This is a genomic window from Clostridium sp. LBM24168 (genome assembly GCF_052953915.1).
In genome coordinates this window covers 295110-319449 of sequence record NZ_CP196861.1, presented here as the reverse complement: position 1 = coordinate 319449, position 24340 = coordinate 295110, and the positions used below count along the sequence as shown (strand labels likewise).

The 24340-nt window shown below is 33.0% G+C and carries 28 protein-coding genes; 6 read left to right on the top strand and 22 right to left on the bottom strand.

What is annotated here, in order from left to right; translation table 11 throughout:
* Positions 1-92 precede the first annotated feature (92 nt).
* The gene (dapD, locus tag ACSVC9_RS01530; protein ID WP_446898631.1) at positions 93-809 is read left to right on the top strand and encodes a 2,3,4,5-tetrahydropyridine-2,6-dicarboxylate N-acetyltransferase; all 717 of its coding nucleotides are present in this window, start codon (positions 93-95) and stop codon (positions 807-809) included.
* Positions 810-857: 48 nt separating this feature from the next.
* On the opposite strand, the gene ACSVC9_RS01525 is transcribed toward dapD, so the two are convergent.
* Positions 858-1691, bottom strand: a complete 834-nt coding sequence (locus tag ACSVC9_RS01525) for a dimethylarginine dimethylaminohydrolase family protein (protein WP_446899782.1) — start codon at positions 1689-1691, stop codon at positions 858-860.
* 118 nt (positions 1692-1809) lie between these two features.
* Between ACSVC9_RS01525 and budA the strand changes: the two genes are divergently transcribed.
* Both budA and ACSVC9_RS01515 read left to right on the top strand, forming a co-directional pair.
* Positions 1810-2526 (top strand): acetolactate decarboxylase, encoded by a 717-nt coding sequence (gene budA, locus ACSVC9_RS01520; protein ID WP_446898630.1) that lies wholly within the window; start codon positions 1810-1812, stop codon positions 2524-2526.
* A 74-nt stretch (positions 2527-2600) separates the two neighbouring features.
* Positions 2601-2990, top strand: coding sequence for a DUF1523 family protein (locus ACSVC9_RS01515; protein WP_446898629.1), 390 nt, complete (start codon positions 2601-2603; stop codon positions 2988-2990).
* Between the two features lie 21 nt (positions 2991-3011).
* Here ACSVC9_RS01515 and ACSVC9_RS01510 read toward each other — a convergent pair whose 3' ends face one another.
* The 12 genes from ACSVC9_RS01510 to ACSVC9_RS01455 form a co-directional block, all read right to left on the bottom strand.
* Positions 3012-3182: a YvrJ family protein gene (locus ACSVC9_RS01510; RefSeq protein WP_446899781.1), complete on the bottom strand. Its 171-nt coding sequence runs from the start codon at positions 3180-3182 to the stop codon at positions 3012-3014.
* 69 nt (positions 3183-3251) lie between these two features.
* Entirely contained in the window at positions 3252-5252 is a 2001-nt protein-coding gene (locus ACSVC9_RS01505; protein ID WP_446898628.1) for a methyl-accepting chemotaxis protein, read from the bottom strand.
* A gap of 100 nt (positions 5253-5352) precedes the next feature.
* Positions 5353-6099 (bottom strand): TIGR03915 family putative DNA repair protein, encoded by a 747-nt coding sequence (locus ACSVC9_RS01500; RefSeq protein WP_446898627.1) that lies wholly within the window; start codon positions 6097-6099, stop codon positions 5353-5355.
* A 13-nt stretch (positions 6100-6112) separates the two neighbouring features.
* Complete coding sequence (locus ACSVC9_RS01495; protein WP_446898626.1) at positions 6113-7399, bottom strand: putative DNA modification/repair radical SAM protein; 1287 nt, start codon at positions 7397-7399, stop codon at positions 6113-6115.
* 395 nt (positions 7400-7794) lie between these two features.
* Positions 7795-8349, bottom strand: coding sequence for a hypothetical protein (locus ACSVC9_RS01490; protein ID WP_446898625.1), 555 nt, complete (start codon positions 8347-8349; stop codon positions 7795-7797).
* Positions 8350-8369: 20 nt separating this feature from the next.
* The gene (locus tag ACSVC9_RS01485; protein WP_446898624.1) at positions 8370-8618 is read right to left on the bottom strand and encodes a hypothetical protein; all 249 of its coding nucleotides are present in this window, start codon (positions 8616-8618) and stop codon (positions 8370-8372) included.
* A 346-nt stretch (positions 8619-8964) separates the two neighbouring features.
* Complete coding sequence (locus ACSVC9_RS01480; protein WP_446898623.1) at positions 8965-9651, bottom strand: DUF421 domain-containing protein; 687 nt, start codon at positions 9649-9651, stop codon at positions 8965-8967.
* Between the two features lie 65 nt (positions 9652-9716).
* Entirely contained in the window at positions 9717-11462 is a 1746-nt protein-coding gene (locus ACSVC9_RS01475; protein WP_446898622.1) for an ABC transporter ATP-binding protein, read from the bottom strand.
* Between the two features lie 155 nt (positions 11463-11617).
* Positions 11618-11917, bottom strand: a complete 300-nt coding sequence (locus ACSVC9_RS01470) for an MTH1187 family thiamine-binding protein (RefSeq protein ID WP_446898621.1) — start codon at positions 11915-11917, stop codon at positions 11618-11620.
* 58 nt (positions 11918-11975) lie between these two features.
* On the bottom strand, positions 11976-13289 hold the full coding sequence (locus tag ACSVC9_RS01465; RefSeq protein ID WP_446898620.1) for an AMP-binding protein: 1314 nt from the start codon (positions 13287-13289) through the stop codon (positions 11976-11978).
* 6 nt (positions 13290-13295) lie between these two features.
* Entirely contained in the window at positions 13296-14444 is a 1149-nt protein-coding gene (locus ACSVC9_RS01460) for a thiolase family protein (RefSeq protein ID WP_446898619.1), read from the bottom strand.
* A gap of 4 nt (positions 14445-14448) precedes the next feature.
* Positions 14449-14988 carry a biotin transporter BioY gene (locus ACSVC9_RS01455; protein ID WP_446898618.1) on the bottom strand — a complete coding sequence of 180 codons (540 nt, stop codon included), beginning with the start codon at positions 14986-14988 and terminating at the stop codon, positions 14449-14451.
* Between the two features lie 222 nt (positions 14989-15210).
* Here ACSVC9_RS01455 and ACSVC9_RS01450 point away from each other — a divergent pair, with 222 nt between their 5' ends.
* The gene (locus ACSVC9_RS01450) at positions 15211-15360 is read left to right on the top strand and encodes a hypothetical protein (protein WP_446898617.1); all 150 of its coding nucleotides are present in this window, start codon (positions 15211-15213) and stop codon (positions 15358-15360) included.
* Positions 15361-15455: 95 nt separating this feature from the next.
* Here the strand turns inward: ACSVC9_RS01450 and ACSVC9_RS01445 are convergent, their stop codons facing one another.
* The 8 genes from ACSVC9_RS01445 to ACSVC9_RS01410 all read right to left on the bottom strand — a co-directional run bounded on the left by ACSVC9_RS01445 (position 15456) and on the right by ACSVC9_RS01410 (position 22429).
* On the bottom strand, positions 15456-16529 hold the full coding sequence (locus ACSVC9_RS01445; protein WP_446898616.1) for an iron-containing alcohol dehydrogenase family protein: 1074 nt from the start codon (positions 16527-16529) through the stop codon (positions 15456-15458).
* 89 nt (positions 16530-16618) lie between these two features.
* Positions 16619-17482, bottom strand: a complete 864-nt coding sequence (locus ACSVC9_RS01440) for a hypothetical protein (RefSeq protein ID WP_446898615.1) — start codon at positions 17480-17482, stop codon at positions 16619-16621.
* A gap of 137 nt (positions 17483-17619) precedes the next feature.
* Positions 17620-18903 carry a cell wall-binding repeat-containing protein gene (locus tag ACSVC9_RS01435; protein ID WP_446898614.1) on the bottom strand — a complete coding sequence of 428 codons (1284 nt, stop codon included), beginning with the start codon at positions 18901-18903 and terminating at the stop codon, positions 17620-17622.
* 83 nt (positions 18904-18986) lie between these two features.
* Positions 18987-20786, bottom strand: a complete 1800-nt coding sequence (locus ACSVC9_RS01430) for a cell wall-binding repeat-containing protein (RefSeq protein WP_446898613.1) — start codon at positions 20784-20786, stop codon at positions 18987-18989.
* A 142-nt stretch (positions 20787-20928) separates the two neighbouring features.
* Positions 20929-21147: a DUF2922 domain-containing protein gene (locus ACSVC9_RS01425; RefSeq protein WP_446898612.1), complete on the bottom strand. Its 219-nt coding sequence runs from the start codon at positions 21145-21147 to the stop codon at positions 20929-20931.
* A 17-nt stretch (positions 21148-21164) separates the two neighbouring features.
* Complete coding sequence (locus ACSVC9_RS01420) at positions 21165-21386, bottom strand: DUF1659 domain-containing protein (protein ID WP_446898611.1); 222 nt, start codon at positions 21384-21386, stop codon at positions 21165-21167.
* Between the two features lie 108 nt (positions 21387-21494).
* Complete coding sequence (locus ACSVC9_RS01415; protein ID WP_446898610.1) at positions 21495-21878, bottom strand: GerW family sporulation protein; 384 nt, start codon at positions 21876-21878, stop codon at positions 21495-21497.
* Positions 21806-22429: a DUF2953 domain-containing protein gene (locus tag ACSVC9_RS01410; RefSeq protein ID WP_446898609.1), complete on the bottom strand. Its 624-nt coding sequence runs from the start codon at positions 22427-22429 to the stop codon at positions 21806-21808. The genes ACSVC9_RS01415 and ACSVC9_RS01410 overlap by 73 nt, the downstream gene beginning before the upstream one ends.
* A 114-nt stretch (positions 22430-22543) precedes the next feature.
* Between ACSVC9_RS01410 and ACSVC9_RS01405 the strand changes: the two genes are divergently transcribed.
* Both ACSVC9_RS01405 and ACSVC9_RS01400 read left to right on the top strand, forming a co-directional pair.
* Positions 22544-22819, top strand: coding sequence for a DUF4491 family protein (locus ACSVC9_RS01405; RefSeq protein ID WP_446898608.1), 276 nt, complete (start codon positions 22544-22546; stop codon positions 22817-22819).
* A gap of 20 nt (positions 22820-22839) precedes the next feature.
* Positions 22840-23652 (top strand): lecithin retinol acyltransferase family protein, encoded by an 813-nt coding sequence (locus ACSVC9_RS01400; protein ID WP_446898607.1) that lies wholly within the window; start codon positions 22840-22842, stop codon positions 23650-23652.
* Positions 23653-23706: 54 nt separating this feature from the next.
* Here ACSVC9_RS01400 and ACSVC9_RS01395 read toward each other — a convergent pair whose 3' ends face one another.
* The gene (locus ACSVC9_RS01395) at positions 23707-24192 is read right to left on the bottom strand and encodes a spore coat protein (RefSeq protein ID WP_446898606.1); all 486 of its coding nucleotides are present in this window, start codon (positions 24190-24192) and stop codon (positions 23707-23709) included.
* Positions 24193-24340 lie beyond the last annotated feature (148 nt).

Sequence of the window (24340 nt, the reverse complement as noted above, 5' to 3'; positions counted from 1 at the left end):
TATAATGGGTTTTGTTACTTTAAATAGATAGATTTTAAAAGTTTTATATGTTATAATTTGTTTCAATAAGTCAAGAAAGGATGATTTTTAATATGGAAGAAAACTATGACTTAACAAATCCCTATGAAATTGCAAGATACATAAAAGAATCCAAGAAATCCACTCCTGTTAAAATATATCTTAAGGGAGACTTGTCCGAATGTGATTTAGGAAATTTGGAAGATTACAGTGGATCTGACTTTCATGTCATTTTTGGCGAGAGTGATGAAGTAGAAAATTTTCTTAAAAACAACAAGTCCAAAATCAAGCAATACAGGCTTGAATATGACAGACGTAATTCAGCTATACCACTTATAGACCTAAGGGATATAGATGCTAGAATAGAACCTGGTGCAATAGTAAGGGACAAGGTTAAGATAGGAAAAGGTGCTGTAATAATGATGGGTGCCGTAGTAAACATAGGTGCTGAAATAGGTGACGGCACTATGGTCGATATGAATGCAGTAGTAGGTGCAAGAGGAAAGCTCGGAAAAAATGTTCATCTTGGTGCCGGCTCAGTAGTAGCAGGTGTACTGGAACCCCCAAGCAAGTCACCCTGCATAGTGGAAGATGATGTATTGGTAGGTGCAAACTCAGTTATACTTGAGGGAGTTAAAATAGGCAAAGGCTCTGTAATAGCAGCAGGCTCCGTGGTAGTCAATGATATACCTGAAAATGTGGTAGCCGCAGGTTCTCCTGCAAAAGTAATAAAAGCCGTAGACAGCAAGACAAAAGATAAAACAAAACTTTTAGCTGATTTGAGAAAATAACATCAAAAGGAATTTTCCATCAAGTAGTGGAAAATTCCTTTTAAATAATTATCTTCTAAGCGGAAAGGTCATGCAGTGTATGCCACCATCATGTTTAAAAATCTCATTTATATCAATTTCTATTACATCAATTCCATCTGTCCTAAGAGCTTTATTGACTTTCTTATTATTTTTAAAAGATACCACCCTGCCATTTCCAAGAGCCTGAAGATTACAGCAGCATTTCAGTAATTCACTTTTATCCACATCAATAATTTTGAAATTCAGCTTCTCTAAAGTTTTTAAAAAATTGTCCGGCAGAACCTGTTTACATGCTACGGCAAGTTTTTCAGAAACTATATTAAAACACATATCCAGATGAAGACATTTTTCCGGACTTGGAACTGACATTACATTATAGCCATACTTTTCTATCTGTCTTCTTATTTCCTCGACACCAGCTTCATCAGTCCTCTCAAGTACTCCTATTGCTATGTTTTTTTCATCCAGCATCCAGAAATCTCCACCCTCAAAATACCCCTTGCTGCATTTTGCAACACATGGAATTCCCAATTCATCCATGGTATTTGCATAAGCCTCTGTTTCACCCTTTCTAGTATTTATTCTAAAATTTCCACATATCCATCCTTCTTTTATACAAGCACCAAAATCTCTTGAAAACACCTGGTCATGCAATTTACTATCAGGATTTGTTAAAACAACTTCAACACCATTTGACCTGTATGCATCAACCAATTCAGAATGCTCCTTCAAACATCTTTCATTATCTATTTCAACTCCATGATTCCTTCTTGTTACTTTCTTTAAATATGCATATTTTGGCGGACACATCAATACCTTTTTCAAAACTCCAGTTGCATTTTTCACAAAACATCTGCTAATTTTTCTCATCTCCAAACTATATTTTCTAATTATTATTCTATCAAATTACTAATGAAATTATTTACTGTAATCTAAAATTTTCATAAAATATGCTATAATTGTTTTGAGGTGAGAGTCAATGGATGAATTAAGAGTTCCCAATCACATATACCAGATGTCCACAATAAATGCCCTTGTTTCAGGATTATATGACGGATGTGTTTCTTTAAGCAAGCTTCTCCAAAAAGGAAATTTTGGAATAGGAACTTTTAAAGGTCTTGACGGAGAACTTACCCTTTTAAATGGCATTTTTTATAGAACAAGACCTGACGGAAGTGTATATGCCTGCCTGGAAAATGTATCCGTTCCCTTTGCCGTAATTACAGAGTTTGAAAACTATAATTTATATAATATTAAAAACTGCTCTTGTTATGAAGATGTAAAAGAAAAGCTTGACACTCTTATCGAAAGTAAAAATATATTCTATGCTTTCTATATAAAGGGAATTTTCAGGCACGTAAAAACCAGAACTGTAGTAAAACAAGAAATACCATATAAGCTGATGACAGACGCTATCAAAGATCAACCGACCTTTGACTATGAAAATATTGAAGGACATATAGTTGGATTTAGATGTCCCGCTTACGTTGAAGGTCTCAATGTACCTGGATATCATTTTCATTTTATAAGCAGAGACAAAAAATTTGGAGGTCATATAAGTGAATTGTCAGTCAAAGATGCAAATGTTTGTATACAAAAGTGTTCATGTTTTAGAATGGAACTTCCTGAAAATGAAGAATTCTACAATTTAAACGTGACAAACAGAAGCAATGATATAAAAAATGTTGAAAAATAGTTTCTTTTTATACTAATGTGACTTCAAAAAGAATAATAATAAATATAGCATGTTTATTAGTTCAAGGGGATCATATGAAAAGAAACAAATCTAATATTAAATCACTTATAATTGTGCTTATTTTTGTATTCATAACAATTGCTCTATCTCCACACTTTTTCAGACATACTTATACCATTACTGTATCAAATAAACAAATAAAAAAACAGCATGACAAAAGCATATATATGATTTACGCCCAGATGGATAATGGAAATGTGAGGACATTCAAGGACATCAACAGCTTAGTTGAATTTAAATTCAATTCCGATGATATATATGGAGGACTTCAGATTTACAGAAAATATGAAATCAGGACATATGGTTTTAGAATACCTATTATATCCTGCTATGAAAATATAGTAAAAGTAAAAAAACTAAAAGACAATTTTATATATCCTGAAAATTATTTTCAATCGAATTAAGTAGAAGGAGGAGAAACAGAACTATTTCTGTTTCCCTTTCCTGCATTTAATAACGGCTGATAAGTCAGCTTTGAGACTATAAATAGATTTTTCAAGTGATAAAATCCTATTTTCAAATCTCAAAAGCAGATATATGCTGACTGTTATAGGGAATCCCAGGCAACTGATAAAATTAACCAGATGATCATACATGAACATCACCTCTTCCCCCTGCCATTATATAATATATATGCAGCACTACTTTATATTTACAACATTTTATCAAATATTGAACTTACCTACAGATTCATTCAACTTATCAGATATATCCTTCAACTTTTTCATATTTACATTTATAGTTTCTATAGAATTGTTCTGCTCTTCAACAGAGACGGCCAGCTCCTCATTTCCTGCAGATGCCTCTTGGGAAATAGCTGATATATTCTCTATAGCTTTAACAACTGAATTTTTGTTTTCATCTACTTCATTGATTTTTACAACCAGTAAATTTATATTTGACAGCATGTCATCCATATGTTTTTCAATTGTAGAAAAAGATTCATTAGACTGTTTCATGCTCTTGTTTGCCTCATTGTTGGCACTTGTGGAATTCAGCACACTTAACCTTGCATTTTCTATTTCACCTTGTATTTCCTTTATTACAACTGAAATTCTTCCTACAGCCTCACCTGTTTGTTCTGAAAGAATCCTTACCTGATCAGCTACTACAGAAAATCCTTTTCCTGCTTCTCCCGCTCTTGCAGCTTCAATTGCCGCATTTAATGCGAGAAGATTTGTTTGTTCTGATACAGATTGTATTGTTCCAACTATTTCATCTATTGATCTTGATTTTTCCGTAAGGCTTTTCATGCTCTTTGATACATCCGCAGAAGCCCTACTGCTATCTTCAAGTTTTTCATTTAAGATCTTTATTGATTCAATTCCATTCTCACTGATGGACCTTGTGGAATTAAAATGCTCCTTAACTTTAACTGACATGTCAGATATGTCTTTGATTCTGGAGGACAAATCATTCAGTTCCTCCGTACACCGATTTGCCTCATTTGCCTGGATTACTGAGCCTTTTGCTATCTCATCTGTAGTCTTTGAAACTTCATCTATTGATTTTGAAGTTTCATCCAGTTCATTTCCAATATTGAGTGAATTTTCAAGTATATCACGTGAACTACGTTTTAAATCAGAAAACACAACAACAAGTATTTTAGAAAGTGATTTCAGGTCTCCTGCTATAGCTCCAAGTTCATCCTTATTCCTTATTACACAGTCCAATTTATTTTCATCATATTTAAGATTTAGCTTTCCCATCTGCTCTATAACATGCCTTATATTACCTATAGGCTGTGATATCATTCTTCCAAGATATTTAGAAACCACTGCTGCCGCTACTATACAGACCACCAGTATAACAAAATTTAAAAAAATCAATGAATAAAGTGATTTTGAAAATTCACTTTCAGGCACTGCAAGTCCCACAGTCCAATTGGATATTTTAACTTTTGAAGATACAAAATATCTGCCTGTTCCATCATAATCTTTCATATTGTACATGTACCTGTTGCCATTTCCAATTAATTTGTATTTTCCCTGCATAAAAGCATTTATATTTTTAAGTTTATCCTCTGATGGTTTTAAATCCTTATATGGATGAACAAGTACATTATTTTTATCATCTAATAAATATCCATAGCCATTTTTAGCTACCTCCGCCTTCTCTATTACACTTGTTATTGCATCCATTTTCATATCTTCTGATATTACACCTATAACTTTACCACTTTTAACTAGAGGCATTGATATGGAGACAACCATTTTTTTAGTTACCATATCATAGTAAGGTACATACACAAGTCCATTTGATGCAATTGCATTTTTATACCATGCCCTCATTTTAACATCATAATCTGATGGAGGTGTCCATCCAGATGCATCAATAAAATGTTTATCTTCAAAGCCAACATACAAATCAGAAATATTAGGATTTGATTTAAACTTTTCTTTCAAATATGCCAGTGCCTTATTATCATTACCAACAATATTATTGTCATCCATACTTTTAACAATATTTGTGAATTCAATAGTTTGTTTTTCCAGCCAGGCATTTATAATTTCCGAATATTTTTGAGATGATTCTTTCATCTTTTCTTCGTATTGGTTTATAAGCGCGTTTCTAGCTATAAAATAGCTTCCAGCTAATGAACATAATAGCAATACTACAGTTAATCCCAATACAGAAAAGGTTATTTTATTTCTAATACTCTTCATAAAAAAGCCCCCAACCCAATAAATTAATTTATTTATATATATCGATGCATTGCTTTGTCATCTTTAATACTTTTTTAACTATCTTCGGGTCAGGTCTTTATCATAAAAATTCAGTCATGTATTTCCAATATCGCTTTGGCATGTTGTTCATACGACACTTTGGATTTTTTCGTTCTTCTATCCCAATAGTATTATAAAAAAGCTTCCACAGTTTTCTGAAATGTATTTCCTCTTCATCAGCATCAGGCATAATGAAATTTTCAGCTGAAATAATCGAGTATTCACAGCAACTATGAATGAGCACCATATCATGGTTTTTATCATAAATTAAAAAGTACTCTTCAGGATATCTGCTGCAAAAATGTCTTCCGATAATAGGCAAAACATAATTTACAGGTTCTATTTGTGCTGCAAGTCCATTGTTGAAAATAGAAAATCTTAAAAAACCTTCTATAAGATGACTTTCATTTTTTAAATATTCAACTGCTTTAAACAGTTTATTCACTACCTCATCTGCAAGCAGGGTCATAATTTTGGGACCATAATAATATCCTTTTCTTAAAAATAGCAGTATATATAGTTCTTTTTGAGAAATGCAGCTTAAAAATGCACACTTTATAAAATTGAGAACCTGACCTCCTATTTTTTCGGGTATGGATTTAATTACTCTTCCAGATTTGATTGGATCCGTCACAATTTTTATCGATGGAAGGAAAGTTGTCTGTGCTTTAAACCGCTGGATTATATCAAGCGGAATCTCTTTTCTGTAGTAACTCTCAAATACACAACACATAAGTCCTTCAAAACTTCCATCATATTCATAAATGATATTTGATCTTTTAAGCATTCTTACATTCCCCCTATATCTGCAGCAGTTTATTGAAAAATGACAACTGTTCAAAACCATTTTCTGAATTGAAATTTCTATAATATCTATTAATTTCACTTTTGGACATTAATGATCTTACCACCGAAGCACGATCAATTTTAAGATTTTCCATTGTTTTCCCATTGCATATTATAAAATACCGTGCTCTTTTAAGCACGACTCCAAGTTTCTTAAGTATATAAAAATCAAGGCTAGTATTCCTTCGCACATATATAATTCTTTTCGCACTTCTTACCCCAATTCCTGGAACTCTTAGCAAATCTTCATAAAGCGCATTATTTACATCTATAGGAAAACTCTCCATATGATTTAATGCCCAATTGCATTTTGGATCTACATATGGATTAAAACTCTGGTGATTACTATCCAGAATCTCATTTGCCTTGAATTTATAATATCTTATAAGCCAATCCGCCTGATAAAGACGGTGTTCCCTCAATAAAAGTGTTTCTCTGTTTGTACATGTCATAATTGGATTTTTGGAAACAGGCACATATGAAGAGAAAAAAACTCTTTTTAATTTATATTTTTTGTAGAGGCTTTCAGATAAATTAAGTATCTGAAAATCCGTATCAGAAGTGGCACCTACAATCATCTGGGTGCTCTGTCCTGCAGGCACAAATTTTGGTGAGTGGCGATATTTTATTAAATCAATTGAATTTTTCAGTATTTCATTCTTAATATATCCCATTGGATTAAATATAGAATGTCTGGATTTATCTGGTGCCAGAAGCTTCAAACTATTTCGTGAAGGCAATTCTATATTTACACTCATTCTATCAGCAAACATACCAAGTTTTTTTATAAGAATATTGTCGGCCCCAGGAATTGCTTTAGCATGTATATAGCCAAAAAATCTATATTCTTCTCTAAGTATCCTCAAAACCTCAATCATTTTTTCACAAGTGTAATCAGGATTCTCAAGTACGCCTGAGCTGAGGAAAAGTCCTTCAATATAATTCCGGCGATAAAAGTTAATTGTAAGATCTGCCAATTCCCGTGGTGTAAAGGAAGCTCTTGGAATATCATTTGATCTTCTATTGATACAATATCTACAGTCATATGCATAAATATTTGTCATAAGAATTTTTAAAAGTGAAATGCATCTTCCGTCTGCAGCAAAGCTGTGACATATTCCACAAGTTTCAGAATTTCCAATTTCACCTTTTCCTGCCCTTCTATCTACTCCGCTTGAAGTACAGGCTACATCATATTTCGCTGCATCAGTGAGAATTCTTAACTTATCAAACATATCCATGTATTTCCCTCCTCATTTAGTTCATATTACCATAGAACATATGTTCTTGTAAAGTTAATATTTCAAATTAAACCTACTAAACACAAACAAATAAATGACACCCAACTTTTAGTCAGGTGCCACATACAACATATAGAAATTTATTTTATTTGCGGGTTTCCCGCATTGGAGCTCCAATCAATCCTGGAGCCACAGATCGGTTAACTACTTGTCAAACTTGAATGATATGTTGAATTTCACTTTAAATTTTCTAATATTTATCATATTAAAATAATAATATCATTTTTATCTCATACATATCAACTAAATTATTTATGTTTTATTTTTTAATTTCAGATCCATTTTAAGCTAGAAACAAACCCCCGGATTCCCCGGGGTATAATTATTTTTGTGCTTTATAATTTTTGTACAACACCTGCAGTACTCTGTATAGTAGCAACAGTTTGCTTCAATTGCGCATTTTCAGCTTGTGCTGCTGCCAGCTCATGCTGTATTTTCGCAATCTGTGCATTTCTCTCTGCCTCAGTAGGGGTTGCATGTCCAAGATCGTTTACTGCTTCCTGGATGAAATCATCTATCAATTTTTTCTGATTGTCAGTTGGAGTTACATCTATTTCCTTGAGTGCAGCATATACAGTCTCCTGTGCGGCTCTGAATTTCTCTTCGTTGCTCTGCAGGCTTCCGGCATGATAGAGCTGCTCAGCTGCCTTTACCCCCGCAGCTGCTTTCTGTTCAATCCAGTCTACAAGTGTTGCAGCAGGTTTTAAGGCTGGTATTGCTTTAGCTACCTGGATAAGTGGTTCTGTCGCCTTTAATACATCTCCAGTAGTATCAAGAACCTTTTCAGCATTAATATTTTTTCTTTTTAGATAAGGTACCAGTCCAAACATTATCCCGATTACTCCTACTAAAACTCCACCCACTGCTATAATATCATTTACATTTATCATAATTATCTACCTCCATAATCTTAATCTCCTACGAAATCATAGGTTTTTTTAAATATATCCGGTTTACACGGATAAAACTCCCCATTTACACCTTTTATAATATAATCATTTATACTTGCAATGTGATTGCCTTCTAAAGTTATAATTATTAGTTTATTATCTTTATAGTAATAAGTTCCATTACTCATAAATCCAGCTATTTCATCTATATTTTTACCTGTCCACTGTATGGCTTCAATTACAACAGGTTTCTTTCTATATCTAGACATTTATTTGACCTCCTTTTCTTATTACTATGAAATCCTTCCTTGATTCAATATATTTATTAACATAAAAATTTGTCCATAAATGGATATATCACAAAAGGACTAGGAAATACCTAGTCCTTTTTATTACTGAAAATTCAGTCTACTTATTATTTCTATACGCAATAATACACAAAGTAAGCATCCGAAGGGCTATCTCAAAATGCTTACTTTGTGTATAAGAATTATCATAATTAATTTATCGGTATTGTAACTTTTATTTTATCTTAATCTTATATTGTTAAGAAAATATTAAATATATGTTAAATAAATAACAACTCTTTGCATAATGAACAAATTTTTCTTGAAACTATTTTGTTTTTACTGAAATATATAAAATCCCCGATGAATTCAATCCAGCATAAAATACTTTTTTTATATCATAAATATTATGACATTCAAGTTGTTCTTTAACCCACTGTTCATCATGATTAACAGCTTTTAAATTATTATACATTATTTTACCATCAATAATTATATCACTTGTTAAGCCAGTATATTTTCTTTGAATATTTAAATCACCAACTGTTATTAACTGCTTATTTATTTTAGGAAGAACCGTTAATTCTCCATCACTTTCTATAATTGCAAACTCTACATCCTCTATATTAAATATATCTTTTTCTCTTAATTGCATAATTAGCTGACTTATTGTAATTTTTATTTTTTTCAGATTATAATCTAATATCTTTCCATTACTTATTACTACAACCGGTTCTCCATCTAGCAATATTCTAAATTTAAAACTCTTAGTACTTAAATAATCTGTTATAACAACTAATATGCTAATAACAACTAATGATATCACAGCTAAAAGTGGTGATTCTTGCGGACCTAGTGCTATTCTTACTGCAATAGATCCAATAGTAACCCCCACTATAAAATCATAAAATGTTATTCGTGATATTAATTTTCTTCCAATAATTCTACCTAATATTACTAAAATAATGTACATAAAGAAACTTCTAAAAACCATTGCTATAATTTTGCTTATCATAAGTACAGCCCCTTATACAATCACTACAATATTTATATATTGACCTTTAAATCAATATATATTCATTATTTTCTTATATCTAATCCCTCAAATTGCATATTGTAATAATAAGCATAAAGTCCGTCTTTTTGCAGAAGTTCCTTGTGGCTTCCCCTTTCTTTTATTCCTTCATCATCAATAACTATTATTTCATCTGCATTTCTTATAGTACTGAGTCTGTGGGCAATAACTATGGTAGTCCTATTTTTTGCAAGCTTTTCAAGAGACTTTTGTATGAAGCTCTCACTTTCATTATCCAGTGCCGATGTTGCCTCATCCAAAATCAATATAGGTGGATTCTCAAGAAATACTCTCGCAATGGAAATTCTCTGCTTCTGGCCTCCTGAAAGCTTGACCCCTCTTTCTCCTACATAAGTATCATAACCATTGTCAAGACTCATTATATAGTCGTGTATATTTGCTTCCTTGGCGGCTATTATCACATCCTCTTCAGATGCATCAGGCCTTCCATATTTTATATTGTCCCGAAGTGTCCCCGAAAACAGATATACCTCCTGCTGTACTATACCAATGGAATTTCTAAGGGATTCAAGGGTAACATCTCTCACATCAATACCATCTATCATTACAGAACCTGATGAAACATCATAAAATCTCGGGAGTAACGAACATAAGGTTGTCTTGCCTCCACCTGAAGGTCCAACAAATGCAATTTTTCTGCCAGCCTCTATTTTTATATTTACATCGTCAAGTACCTTTTTTTCATCATTATAACTAAATGAAACATTTCTATACTCTATGTCACCTTTTACATTCTTGAGCTCAACTGCATCTTTTTTATTAACTATTCCAGGTTTGGTATCCACTATATTCATAAATCTCTTAAAACCAGCAAATCCCTTCTGAAATTGCTCTGCAAAATTTATAAGTATATCTATAGGATTTATAAATATATTTATATACAGTGCATATACAGCAAGGTCCGATATCCTCAATGACCCATTTGCTATAAAAAATCCACCAGCCACAATCACTACTACATATAAAAGTCCCTCAAAAAATGTATTTCCGGCTATAAATCTTCCCATTGCTTTATAACTTTTTTCCCTTGAAACACGATATGCATTGTTGTTTTTATCAAATTTTTTCCTTTCAATATCCTCATTAGCAAAAGATTTCACAATTCTTATTCCCAAAAGGCTGTCCTGAACAGAAGAATTTATATTTCCCATTTTCTTTCTATTGTCAAAAAATATTCTCTGCATCTTTTTGTTCTGATAAAACGAAAATGCAACCATTATCACAGTTACCACAAGAAGTATAAAAGTCATTTCAGGATTTATAAACATAAGTATTAAAAAGGATCCTATTATTTTAACTGAAGATATAAATACATTTTCTGGACCATGATGGGCAAGTTCTGATATGTCAAATAAATCCGAAACAAGTATTGACATCATCTGTCCTGTATTGTTCTCATCATAATAGGAAAAGGACATTTTTTGCAGGTGATAAAACAAATCTTTTCTCATATTGTTCTCCATTCTTGCCCCCATTATATGTCCCCAGGAAGCAATAAAATATTGACAAAAATATTTTATTATATAAATGGAAAGTAAAATTATGCCGATATAAATTATAGAATGCAGTATAACTGATTTTTCCTTCAAAAATATAGTTGTTGATAGATACCCTAAAATTAAAGGAAATGCCAGATCCACCAATGATACTACAAATGCACAAAATAGATCCTCATAAAAAAGGACCTTATAAGGCTTATAATAATACAAAAACTTTTTCAATAATTTCATAAAATTCTCTATCGTCCTTTCTGGTATTTTACAGCAAATGTATTTTAAATTTACAATTCTGTAGAAAAGGTAATGATTATTATACCATTCCATATAATCAGTGTAAAGACAAAATATATGAACCGGCAGTTTATCTGAAACCACCGATTCATATATTACAGTTTTTCTTTTACCGAATTGAGCTTCTGACTCATGGATGCCTCCCTGTCTCTCCTATCATCTATGCTTATAGAAGTAATAACTCTCTCTGCACCATTCTGGAAAGGAATTTCATGCATTTTTCTTATAACTTCCAAAATAATATCCAAATCCCCCTCAAATACTGTGGCCATAGGGGTTAATTCATATTTGATACGCTTCTCATTCTGAAGTATTTTATGACAATTAGCCACATATTTGCTCACACTTGTGGATCCCGTTCCAATCGGTACAATTGTTGCCTGTGCTATAGCCAAATTCAACACCTCCACTTTAATTTTAAAACAATTCATCATAAAAATAAAGCGCCCTGCCCTAGAGCAGGAGATTTCTGTCAATTTTCCCACTGGAATTTAATTTTATGTCTTTTACTATTTTTATTTTCTTCGGCTGCATATATAATTCAAGATTGTTTTTGCAGTACCTTCTAACACCTTCAACAGTAAGTGCATTATTTTTCGGTACAACTACCGCACATATTTCTTCTCCTTTTATTGAATTCTTTATTCCATATACTACAGATTTCAGTATATCGGGACTTGCATCCAGTACCTTCTCTATGTTATAAGGCAGTATCTTTACTCCGCCTTTATTTATAGTGTTGTTTTTTCTTCCTAAAATATATAAATTGCCATCTTTATCTATTCTACCAATATCGCCAACAGAAGCTCTTGGCTTGAAATCAGGCGCTATATATGGACTTTCCACCCATACCACATCCTTCTCAATCCAAAGTTTTACCTGTGGAAATGCTTTTCCGACGCTATCTGTCATATCACTTTCTCTAAAATTTATATAGGATACATGTCCTAATTCACTTGCACCGTAATATTCACAAATACTGGAGTTTGGAAATCTATTTTTCAATAAAACCACTGTATTGGAATCAATCTTATCTCCGGCACTCAATATGGATTTCACACTTTCAAGATTTATCTTAAGTTCCTTTAGCAATATTCTGTAGCGTGCAGGCACCATAAATATACTTGTAACATTGTTCTGTCGAATCTCTTTTACCCATCTTCTGGGATAAATACTTTTGGAAAACACTATACTTCCACCTTCATTTAGAATATGTACTGCACTGTTGAGATTTCCCGTATATGAAAGAGATCCTACCAAAAAAAGTGCATCGCTTGAATTTATATTGAATGCCTCACTTTGATATTTGAAAGCACTTGTCCAGCTTTTATGATCCCTCCATATTATCTTATTGTGTCCTGTAGTTCCCGAGCTCAAGGCTCCAAGGAAAATACATGAATCATCAATATCAGGTAATATGGAATTCCTGTTTTCATCCAGCTCAAAATAAAATTGTTCGTCTATAATACAGCAGGGTCTAATTTTAAATTTTATCTTCTCTAATTTGGGTGGATTTATGTTGTCTGCAACCGGAACTGAAACAATTCCAGCCCTGGAACAGGAGAAAAAATTAGTTACTGCCTCTATTGGATCTGTATTTTTTATTATTATTTTGCTGCCTGCATCATATTTTGCAGCCAAAAACATTGCCCTTTCATTTATATTTTTTACAAACTCCTCATATGTTACGGCTCTTTTGTTAAAACTCATACATATTTTTTCCGGATTTTTCTGTGCATTCTTAAATACTCCTGAAAAAACCAACATATTAAATCAATCACACCTTTCTATAATAGCTGCCTCACCAAGCCCCCCGGCGATTCCCAATACCGCCATTCCCCTTTTCTTCTTTTTATCTTTCAAAGCTTCCAGAAGATGAAGCATTATAATACACCCAGAAGCTCCATAAGGATGTCCATAAGCTAGAGCCCCTCCAAATATATTTATTTTATTCTCTGAGTAATCAAAATACCGTAGAAATGCCAGCACCTTTACGGCAAATGCTTCATTTATTTCTACAAAGTCCATATCATGAATTTTAAATCCATATGACTTTAAAATTTCCCTTGAAGCAGCAACGGCCCCAAGTGGAAATAAATTCGGATCAATACCTGCACTATCCCCTCCAATCCATATTGCCTCAGGATGCAAGCCATATTTTTGAACTGCTTTTTCTGATGCCATAATTATAAGAGCAGCCCCATCATTAGTGCCACAAGTATTTCCTGCAGTTATAGTCCCTTTGCTACCCAGAATCGGCATAGCTCTTTTTATAAGCTTTAAGGAAGGTTTCCTTCTAATACTTTCATCTTTTTCAATGACTTTTTCACCTTTTTGTATTCTGTAAATTATACCATTAAGTTTGCCTTTACTTCTTGCCTCCAGTGCTCTGATATGACTTTTCAATGCCCATATATCCATATCTTCTCTAATAATATTGCAGTATCTCGCTATGTTTTCAGCACCTTCTACCATATCAGGATCTCCAATTGAATATGGTGAAAACTGTGCCCTTTTATAAAATACATTTTTACCTTTATATCTACTGTCCCTTGAATTATACTGCTTGTTTGGAGCCATGCTTGTACTTTCCACTCCTCCTGCCATTACAATATCTCTCTGGCCGGACCTTATTAGATTTCCTGCCAAGTTTATGGCCTTCAAGCCAGAACCACACTGAAAATCTACAGTTGTGCCAACTACATCAAAGGGCAAAGCTGCCTCCAAAAGACTTAGTCTTGCAATATTCCCTCCAGGTCCAACTACATTTCCAAGAATAACTTCTTCTATAGAATTTTTCTGGAGATCATATTTATGTATGAGTTCTTGAATTAGACAGGCTGCCAGCCTTTCAGGGAGAAAATCTCTTAAGCATCCGTTTGTCTTTCCTATAGGTGTCCTCAATCCTCCTATAATATACACCTTTTTAATTTCTTCTCAACTCCCTGTTCAACCTTGATGAAATAAATACAGACGCTATTGCCTTTAAAAAATCACCCGGTAAAAATGGAAGGGATCCAATCAAAAATGCTTTTTTTATCCCAATATTCATAATAAATCCGAGCCATGCTGCTCCCATAAAATGCACCACTCCTATTCCAGCTATAATACAGGCTACAAACATTCTTGTAATGGATCTATTCTTTCGTGTCAGAATACTTATTATAACTGCACCTACAAAATATCCAATAAGATACCCTCCGGATTTTCCAACGACAATCCCAATTCCTGCTCTTCCTCCTGAAAATACAGGAACACCAATACATCCAAGGAGTAAAAATATTATCATGCTGAAGCCTGCCTGAAAAGGTGTAAGAACACACCCGGCAATCATGACTGCAAGTGACTGTCCCGTTATTGGAACAGGACTAAAAGGTATCGGCACTGCAACATAACTCAGAACGGAAGTAATTGCCGCCAATAATGCAGAATAAATAACATCTCTTATAGTTAGTTTCTTCTTCAATTTTATCTCTCCTATCTATTGCTTGAATTTTACCTATAAAGATAATAAATTAAATAATCAATATTGTCAACTTAATATATATAATTGGTTAACAATTTATTTTTTTAACTAAAATAAAAAAAAGGTATTGATTAATTATTTTTATATGCTATAATAATAATTAATCAATAGTAATTATTAATTGAATACAAATATTATTTATATAAATGGAGGTATAGAATTATGAAAGATGAAAGAGATTTAAAAGCAAAGGAAAGAGTACATGAGGATGTTATAAATGAGAAAGAAATATTTGCAACTGAGTCAGATGAATTGGTTTTAAATTGTGATGGTGAACCTTGTAACTTCTCTTATAATAAGAATCTAGAGTAAACAATTTTTTCATTTATATTCTCCTAATAGAAAAAAGCAGCCATGCAGCTGCCTTTTTTCTATTATCTAGAAACAAATATGTATAAATTTAGATATCAGAATTTTAATTTTTCTAAATCCATTATTGCGTTGTAGACCATATCTCTTGTTATTTTATAGGGAACATGTTTTATATCCCCAGTTTCCATTGCCTTGTCCAATATGGTGTCAATATCTTTTTCCTCTATTTCAATATCAGCTAAACAGGTTGGAAGTCCGATACTTTTATTGAAATTGTAAATTCTATCACGTTCTTTATAATTTTTGTCACATGTCAGCATAACCAAAACTCCATAGGATACAAGCTCTCCATGCAGGTGATTTTTTTCTACATGTTTAAGCGTAGTGCATCCATAATACACAGAATGTGCAAGACAGCTATTATAATCATTTATTACAAAAACTGATACAAACCCTGTGGTGACTATTATATTGAGAATTACTTGTTCCAATTCGTAGGAAACTTTATTATTTTTAACATCCTCATAAGCCTTTCCACCATATTTCAATAGAGGTTCAACACAGTTGCGGCTTATGTCTACACCCAGGAGATTGGTATGATCAAGTTCATCTCCCCTTGATGAAAAAGTACACTCATATTCTTTTGAAAGTGCATCCCCTATACCGGCCCATATAAAATGATTAGGTGCTTCTGCTATTATTTTGGTATTTATAAAACAATGGATTGCAGGTTTTTTAAGAAAATACAATTCTTTAAATACACGTTTATCATCATAAATTACTGTAGTTGCAGTTATTGAAGCACAGTTTGAGGCTATTGTAGGAAATGTAAACAGCGGCTTCCCCGTTTGATCACACATTGTTTTACTTGTATCAACACTTCTTCCTCCTCCAACCGCAAATACCATGTCAGCGTTTCCAACTGACGCATTCTTTTTTAGCATTTCTACGTTTTCATAGGAAGAATCGCCGCCAAACCATACAAAATCCACTATTTCTATATTTGAATCCTTAACACCCTCTAAAAGTAATTCCTTAGCCTTTGCCATTGCTGTTTTTCCCCCAATTACAACAGCCTTTTTTCCATAGGGTTCACAGATCTTCGGGATTTCTCTATAGACATCATCTCCTACACTATAGCTTGGTAAAAATACACTGTAATTACTCATTTTTTGCCCCCTAATTATTTATAATCTCAATTAAAATGTAATTATATTATTTATTTTCTATAATGTCAATAACAGTACTCTACTCTCCATTATTTGATTTTTTCTTGAATTTGTTCCAGAGTATTCTTGTCAAGACTTGATTTTACAACTGCTTTTACACGCTTTTTACCTTCAGGAGAAAGTTTGTTATAATCAGTTTCCGCAGAAATAAGAACAGCTTTATTCTTGCTGTTTATGGCAGATAATATTTTAGATACAACCGCCTGTTCATTATCCGATACCTTACTCTCAGAATCATTATTTTTATCTGTCTGATTGTTCCCCTGTACACCACTTTCAGCAGAGTTCATAATATTTTTCTCCAGATTCATGCTGCTTTTGGTTACCTTTATGAGAAGCATTTTATTTTGTACCTCAATGCTGTTCATATTTATGGGAATCACATTGGAAGATATACTTATGATATTTCCCTCTACCTTTAATTTGTCATTTAATTTGCCCGAAAGCTTATTAAAAACATACTTTTTAGGAATACTTATCTTTCCAATTCTAAAGTATAGAGGATCATATATTATTCTATCATTCTCCAAATATATTCTGCCTTCTGAAGTCATAAGAAAATTGAACTTTTTGTAAGTTACAGGTACATAAAATTTCAATGTACTGTCTGCAATATCCAAATTTATTCCTTTGATCATAATATTTCCTGAAGTTTTGCTATTTTGATAAAATGCAGATACAATGCCATTCAATTCTTCCGAATCAAGTTTTACAGTTTCCCCATTGATTTTAGCTTCTATTATTTTTTCCAATGCTGTCTGCGAAAATTTGTACTCTTTGACTCTATAAGAAGAATCCCAGAATATTAGCGAGACAAATGTCACAACCGTTAATATAATCAAAATAATTATCAACAATACTATTTTTCCTGTTCGTGATTTAATTTTTCCCATATTTAGCTCCTAAATTACAATATTTTATTTCATTATAGCATCTTTGGTAGTATTATTAAATTTAAAACTAAATAGGTCACAAAAAATTCATACTAAAAGTACAAATTTTCTATGACCAAAATGTCTATTCATCCAAATTATAAACCGGATTTAACATAACTACTATCCAGATCTTGAAGTTGCTGCATCAATTCCTTGTCAGATGAAATTCTATTGTACAGATCCACTTGTTCACTATCACTTAAATTTTTGAGAAGTTGTTCTGCATTATCCATATCATCTGAAAAATCACTTCCAAAATCACTAGAGTCTACTGCCTTTTGTATAACCGAGGACAAGTTCAATAGTACATTCTTTTCATTCTTGTTTTCCACGGAATCAGCTATGGACTCGAGCTCACCTGGTATTAATCTAAATTCATATATTTTCGATATAAACTGTACATAACTCAAGAGATAATCTGAAACAGCTTCTTGTCCACCTACTGCAATGACATTTTTATTGTCACTTACATTTCCAATTATGAAGTCTTCTGTGCATTTTGGCAAAACATTATAAGTAAGTATAACAGGTGAAGATGTTTTTGCCGCCAGTGCCGAAGCCGAAAGGGCGTCTGCAAACTCATCCCCCTTGGATCCATTTCCCCTGACTACATAAATATCATTGAAATTGATTTTGTCCTTAAAATATTTCATGACATCTACATTCGTTTCATACCTGTCGCTTCCACCTATTCTGATCTTTGAAGGAAGAGAAGCAACAGAATCATCAATTATTACGCCACTTCCACCTATTACGTAGGTACTTGTTATATCTTTCTTATTGCTATCTATGTAGCTTTTTACATTCTTTGGAATATAATTTCTTGATGTAAGAAGTATTGGTATCCCCTGACTAGCAGCCACAGGTGCAATTGAAAGAGCATCAGCATAACCCTGTCCTGAAGCAATAACTACCCTGCTAAAATTTTCAAGTTTCTTTGCAACAGCAACGGAAGTTTCATATCTGTCAGCCCCCCATACACGGTCTACCTCAATATTCATGGATTTCAGATCATCCTGTATTGAATCTGAAACAGCACCATTTCCTCCTACTATTGTGACATAACTGACACCTAATTCCGATATTCTGGATTTCACTTTTTCATTCAAGGTTTTTCCATCCGTAAGAAGTATCGGTGCACTATATTTTTTTGCAAGCGGTGCAGCACATAAGGCATCTGCATAGCTCTCTCCACTGACAAGTACTACATGATCTGCATCCTGCCATCCACCTTTTGAAACTTCTACAGATGTTTCGTATCTGTCTTCACCTCCAAGTCTGGAAACTGCCGCAAATGCCCTTTCAGGTACCGCAGTAACTACAGAAGATACAAGAACAATACTCATCACAATATTCATGATTATCTTTTTTCTACTCATATACTACCTCCCATATATATGTATTATAAATGCCCATTTGCAAAAAGGCAAATGGGCATTTTTTTCAATTATATTGGTTTTATCTAAAGCTGTGGATTAACTTTTATATCTATATACTCCGAACCACCTAAATACAATCGATATATTCCATCAAAATAGCTGTCACCACTATCATAGGCCGGTAATATAAAGTTGTCCTCTAATTGTTTAACTGCATCTTGAGCATTTTTACTTGCATCAAAAATTACAGTATTTCCTTTAATAACTTTTGTTATATCTATACCTTCATAGGTAACCTTAATAGTTTGTGCTGCTAAGTCTTTTCCTTCAGGATTTTGTGTAAAATACTCACTTATCTGTGTATCTATATCTGCTTTAAATTCATCATAGGCACCTTCTGCATCTCCTGCATGCGATTCAATTACATTCTTAATTTTACTAGATACAATTTTTCCATCTTCATCAAAGTACTGTGAACCCAATTCTGCCAGAAAATTTAATATTGTTTTATCATTGTTTATTTTCAAACTATCAAAATGTGTACTCAGCTTGTCATTTATCTTTTCTATATCTTGATCAAACTTAGCAGTATCTGTTATAGTACCATTTTGAATATTATATCTTGTTTGTGCTTTCTTAAATACATCCTGCAAATCATTTATTCCATCTGCAGTATTTTTCAAATTCACATTTATATATGCATCATTAGTCTGTCCATCTAAATCATCTATAGTAAAGTATTTATTCTCCAATGTAGTATTGTTTATTTTATTTTTATATACTGCATATATACTGCCAAGGATACCCGTTCCACTTTTTAAACTAGATGTAATATTTTTGTCTCCACTTGATGAACCACTACCACCACCGCCTGGAACAGTTTTAGTTATTACATCCTTAAGCTGGGATATAAGTGAATCCGGCAATACGGCTGACCCTCCAAGCGATACAATCTTTGTTCCCTTATTCAATAAATCTGTAAATAGATTTTTTGTATGGGAACTTGCAGGTTGTGACGTTATTACAATTGCATTCTTCCTTTTTGCTGCAAGCACTGAACCTGTGAGTGAATCAGGAAATCTATCTCCAGATGCAACATATATGTTGCTGGAATCAATTTCGCTCACAAATTCTCTTATCACCTTTGAATTTGTGTCATATCTGTCAATTCCGCCCAGTCTCTGTCCTCCAGGAAGACTGTTCAAAACAGAATCATTTACTACCCCACTTCCACCTATTATATAGGTCTTAGTTATATCTGGATTGGATTTTATGTATCCAGACACTGCTTTTGGTAGATCTTTCTCCTGTGTAAGAATTATAGGAATACCTTTAATAGCTGCTATGGGTGCTGCGGAAATGGCATCAGGAAATCTCAAGCCATTTGCAATAAATATACTATTTGAAGTTCCAAGTGCTTCTGCAACTTTTACTGAAGTTTCGAATCTGTCTGTCCCACCATATCTTTCAACATCAGAAGATGCGATTTCTGATTTTATTCTGCTTTCAATACCTTCCGAGACCACTCCATTTCCACCTATAATTATAAAATGCTTGGCTCCAAGTCTTTTTATCTCGTCAAGAGTGGCTGAACTTAACTTACTTTCCTGAGTTAAAAGTATAGGTGCATCCTTGGCTTTTGCAAGCGGTGCCGCAGTCAAATTATCTGCATAGCTTTGTCCATTTGTAATTACAACATAATCAGAACCATTTTCCCATCCATCCCGTGAAATTAAAGAAGCCGTTTCATATCTGTCGACTCCTCCGATTCTCTGTGTGTTTGTATCCGCGGATTTTACCAATGTTGTTGAGAATACTGAACTTGAAATGACTAAAGTTGCCAGACTGCAAAATGACATAAGTTTCCTGCTCTTTTTCTGCATAACAATTCCTCCGTTTTGAGTAAATTTTTATATAAAAACATCCTGTTAATTTTTATCGTAAATTTTCATAACATCTTTACATACTTTAATTAAAAGAAATAACAAAGAAGCGGGATGTATTAAAAAATACATCCCACTTCTCTTATTTCACATTGAGGTCTATTGTTTCATTTTCCGCAACATGAGCTGAATCAATTGTTCTAAGGTCTCCACCTTTGTACTCAAATATATTGTTTGTAATTATGGCTTCCATAACCGTCTTTACTTCAGCATCAGTCAGATCTGTTTTTATATTAGAAACCTTGATTGAAGTTTTCTGTCCACTTTCATTTAAAAAATTCATGATAACTGATCTTTCCATTTAATATATTCTCCTCTCTAACCAGTTATGTTGTTCTGGTCTATTTTTGTTATTTCGTGAAGTGGTTTCCCAATGAGCTTTTCTATCTCCATTGAGGTATTGTAAATCTCGTCATCTGTTGCCGTAACTTTCACTTTTGAAAATTTTTGTGATCTCACTATGTCCTTACCTTCTTCATCTACACCATCCTTATATTTGAGTAGCAATGAAGTCTGCAGTTTTGTTGATTGAGCAGCCATACTATCATCTCCCTTCACATAATATATATACACTTTTATATATTATAGGAAAAATGTCCACAAAAAGAAAAAAAGAAACTCTCTTAAAAGTTTCTTCTTGGACTGTTTTTAATCCATATCCTGCTTTTCTTTTTTTGCTTTATGCCCTTTTATTCCCTTGTCAAGTTTTTCAATTATTCCAGGAATAAGTTCCATAAGTTTGTCAAGATTGCCCTTATTCCTTATGGGAATCATCTGAACCATTTCACCTTTTATTACAAGAACTGCATCTGGAGTTATTCTGGCCCCTGCACCAAGCCCTCCTCCTTCTCCAGATTGCTTCTTTCCCGGAACATCTCCTTCTCCTACTCCTGTGCCACATCCAAAAGTTACAGTTATAAATGGAACAAGTATTATATCATCTATCTTTATAGGTTTTCCTACGACGGTTTCTGTTTTAAAGAAATTCTCAAGCTTTGAAAAAAGCGCCTCTGCATTTTCTTTAATATCCATAATATACCTCCAAAATTCATAATGCTTATAGGTCTTATTCTACCACAAATACCCATATTTATATACAGTTCTTCTCCAAAAAAATTCGGTTTTAAATCAATACTCACAACTTTTAGGAAGGGTTTCACCGTGAAAATAAATCCTGCAAGCATACCTGTGTCATATGGATCACTGAAACCGTACTTCCCATCTATTTTAAAGCAGTTTGGCTTTAGTCTATCTAATATATTTTTCAAATATTTTTCATACTCTTTTGCATTAACAAGAAAATCATAAATATTAAAATTTTTACTGAAACCTTTAGCCTTTTTACCTTCCATGTTAAGTTTCTTTTTAAAAAAAAGTATCCTTATATCTACTTCAGTATGTTTCCCGGAACCAACAGCCTCAGCTATAATCATATTAAAGAAGAATTCCATTCTGAAACTGTAGCTTATATGTTTGTCCTTAATCAAAACCCTAACAGAATATTTTACAGGAATCATTAAAAAAATTATGGCTGATATTATTATAATTAAAGCTATGTCCACTATTACATACATTACTATCATATTTTATCCCTCCGATATCATTAATTTAATTATATCCCCATACATTTTATTAGCCAAATTATTTTAATTAAATGATATAATAATATTATAATCAATATAAGGAGCTGCAACATCATGAATAATTACGGAATCCTGATGGGTATATCAGTACTTGTACTCACCGCACTCGGACATATAGCTGTAATAAAAGGAGAATACCATTTTGGAGTAAAAATATGGGTAATATTTTTAATAGTAGGAATTACAAGTACAGTATTCTCCCTTCTGGTAAAAAATACATTTTTATCAGGATTTCTGGGCATACTTGGTTTTACATCTCTCTGGGGAATATCAGAAACTTTCAAACAGAAGAAAAGAGTTGCCAGAGGCTGGTTTCCTAAAAAAAAATGATATATTGCAAGGTGTTTTGTATGAAAAAAAATAATTTTATAAAGATATTGATATTAATTATTTTAATTATATCAGGATATTCAAGTTATAAGATATATTCAGCAAAGAATAACTTCAGCGTTGTGGACAGTTATAGCCAGATCAAAGTTCCAATACACAGGGAAATAATATGGGATAACATTTCCATAAAAAGCATATCGGTAAAAAATAGCAATAATCAACCTATTAAAGTATATGCATTTCTGGATTCTGACAAGAAGAATATATTGATAAATCCACCTGTAAATGGATTCACTCATGACAATCTATACTATATTACAATTTCACATAATATTCACTTAAAAAATGGAAGCATGGACAAGGACAAAATAATAAAATTCAAAGTTAAGGATGAAAAATCACCTCTACCAAATAAAATAAAGAGAAGCCCAAAATATGGGGACATAATAGGTATATCCGATGAATATATGGGTTACAAATACGATCACTACGGAGTATATGTAGGAAACAACAGGGTTATTCATTACTGCAGCAGCAATGGCAGAGTGTCTGACACTGAAATACAGGAAACCAATATATATCCGTATTTTAATAAGGATAAATATTTTGTGCTCGATCTTGGAGAGGGCGCAAAATTCAGCTCCTATGAAACTGTCAAGAGAGCAAAATCCAGGCTTGGTGAAAAGAATTATAATCTTCTCCAGAACAACTGTGAACATTTTGCCGTATGGGCAAAGACCGGAAGCTCAAGATCATATCAACTGGATAAGCTTTCCAGCAGTGAAATAGCTAAAATCAGGTTGTTTATGTCTATGGGAATAAATCTTCAATAATACGTAAATACGTAAAAATGGAATGTATTAATACATTCCATTTTTGCATCCATCCTATTGTACTTTATACATTCCTTTGCTGGCCATGTAATTGTATATGGACTCGCCGTGCTGCTGCTCTTCCTTTTGTATATGATTTAGAACATCTCTGGCATTTTTATCCCTGAATTCAAATATTGCAGTGTCATAAGCTCCTGACACATATTTTTCTGTCATTAACATATCCGTGCAAAAATCTGAATCGCCTGTTCCAGTCATACCCGATTTCACCTGTGATGCTGAAGCTGCCGCATTCCCCTGCTGTGATGCAGCTGTCGATGCATTGGAGCCTCCACTTGTATTTGGTATTTCACCGCTTAAAAGAGAATTTATGCTGTTTAAATGCTGTCTTTCACTGTTGGCATTGTCCGTAAACAACTTTTTTAGCTGTGGATCCTGAGCCTGATTTGAATAGTTGGTATATTTCTCTATGCATATTTGTTCATGGGTTTTTTGATCCTCCAGCAAATTTCTCTCCTTGGTACTTAAAGTAATTGACATAAAAACACCTCCGATTCTATTATTTGCGCAGATGCTGATATTTATTCAAAACACAAAATATAAAATACTCCAAATAGTAAAAACTATATGGAGCATTTTAACAAATTCAATCGTATAATAATATAGAAGAAAGATTTATGTAAACTCC

Bases quoted from the DNA above. Each gene is read 5' to 3' on its own strand.
- ACSVC9_RS01450 (WP_446898617.1), top strand. From the start codon at position 15,211: ATGAAAGATGAAAGAGATTTAAAAGCAAAGGAAAGAGTACATGAGGAT.
- ACSVC9_RS01405 (WP_446898608.1), top strand. From the start codon at position 22,544: ATGAATAATTACGGAATCCTGATGGGTATATCAGTACTTGTACTCACC.
- ACSVC9_RS01510 (WP_446899781.1), bottom strand. From the start codon at position 3,182: ATGTATGATCATCTGGTTAATTTTATCAGTTGCCTGGGATTCCCTATA.
- ACSVC9_RS01410 (WP_446898609.1), bottom strand. From the start codon at position 22,429: ATGATAGTAATGTATGTAATAGTGGACATAGCTTTAATTATAATAATA.
- ACSVC9_RS01490 (WP_446898625.1), bottom strand. From the start codon at position 8,349: ATGATAAATGTAAATGATATTATAGCAGTGGGTGGAGTTTTAGTAGGA.
- ACSVC9_RS01445 (WP_446898616.1), bottom strand. From the start codon at position 16,529: ATGAGTAATTACAGTGTATTTTTACCAAGCTATAGTGTAGGAGATGAT.
- ACSVC9_RS01465 (WP_446898620.1), bottom strand. From the start codon at position 13,289: ATGTTGGTTTTTTCAGGAGTATTTAAGAATGCACAGAAAAATCCGGAA.
- ACSVC9_RS01475 (WP_446898622.1), bottom strand. From the start codon at position 11,462: ATGAAATTATTGAAAAAGTTTTTGTATTATTATAAGCCTTATAAGGTC.
- ACSVC9_RS01420 (WP_446898611.1), bottom strand. From the start codon at position 21,386: ATGGCTGCTCAATCAACAAAACTGCAGACTTCATTGCTACTCAAATAT.
- ACSVC9_RS01395 (WP_446898606.1), bottom strand. From the start codon at position 24,192: ATGTCAATTACTTTAAGTACCAAGGAGAGAAATTTGCTGGAGGATCAA.
- ACSVC9_RS01505 (WP_446898628.1), bottom strand. From the start codon at position 5,252: ATGAAGAGTATTAGAAATAAAATAACCTTTTCTGTATTGGGATTAACT.
- ACSVC9_RS01400 (WP_446898607.1), top strand. From the start codon at position 22,840: ATGAAAAAAAATAATTTTATAAAGATATTGATATTAATTATTTTAATT.
- dapD (WP_446898631.1), top strand. From the start codon at position 93: ATGGAAGAAAACTATGACTTAACAAATCCCTATGAAATTGCAAGATAC.
- ACSVC9_RS01495 (WP_446898626.1), bottom strand. From the start codon at position 7,399: ATGGATATGTTTGATAAGTTAAGAATTCTCACTGATGCAGCGAAATAT.
- budA (WP_446898630.1), top strand. From the start codon at position 1,810: ATGGATGAATTAAGAGTTCCCAATCACATATACCAGATGTCCACAATA.
- ACSVC9_RS01515 (WP_446898629.1), top strand. From the start codon at position 2,601: ATGAAAAGAAACAAATCTAATATTAAATCACTTATAATTGTGCTTATT.
- ACSVC9_RS01415 (WP_446898610.1), bottom strand. From the start codon at position 21,878: ATGGATATTAAAGAAAATGCAGAGGCGCTTTTTTCAAAGCTTGAGAAT.
- ACSVC9_RS01425 (WP_446898612.1), bottom strand. From the start codon at position 21,147: ATGGAAAGATCAGTTATCATGAATTTTTTAAATGAAAGTGGACAGAAA.
- ACSVC9_RS01480 (WP_446898623.1), bottom strand. From the start codon at position 9,651: ATGATAAGCAAAATTATAGCAATGGTTTTTAGAAGTTTCTTTATGTAC.
- ACSVC9_RS01485 (WP_446898624.1), bottom strand. From the start codon at position 8,618: ATGTCTAGATATAGAAAGAAACCTGTTGTAATTGAAGCCATACAGTGG.
- ACSVC9_RS01435 (WP_446898614.1), bottom strand. From the start codon at position 18,903: ATGAGTAGAAAAAAGATAATCATGAATATTGTGATGAGTATTGTTCTT.
- ACSVC9_RS01430 (WP_446898613.1), bottom strand. From the start codon at position 20,786: ATGCAGAAAAAGAGCAGGAAACTTATGTCATTTTGCAGTCTGGCAACT.
- ACSVC9_RS01440 (WP_446898615.1), bottom strand. From the start codon at position 17,482: ATGGGAAAAATTAAATCACGAACAGGAAAAATAGTATTGTTGATAATT.
- ACSVC9_RS01500 (WP_446898627.1), bottom strand. From the start codon at position 6,099: ATGCTTAAAAGATCAAATATCATTTATGAATATGATGGAAGTTTTGAA.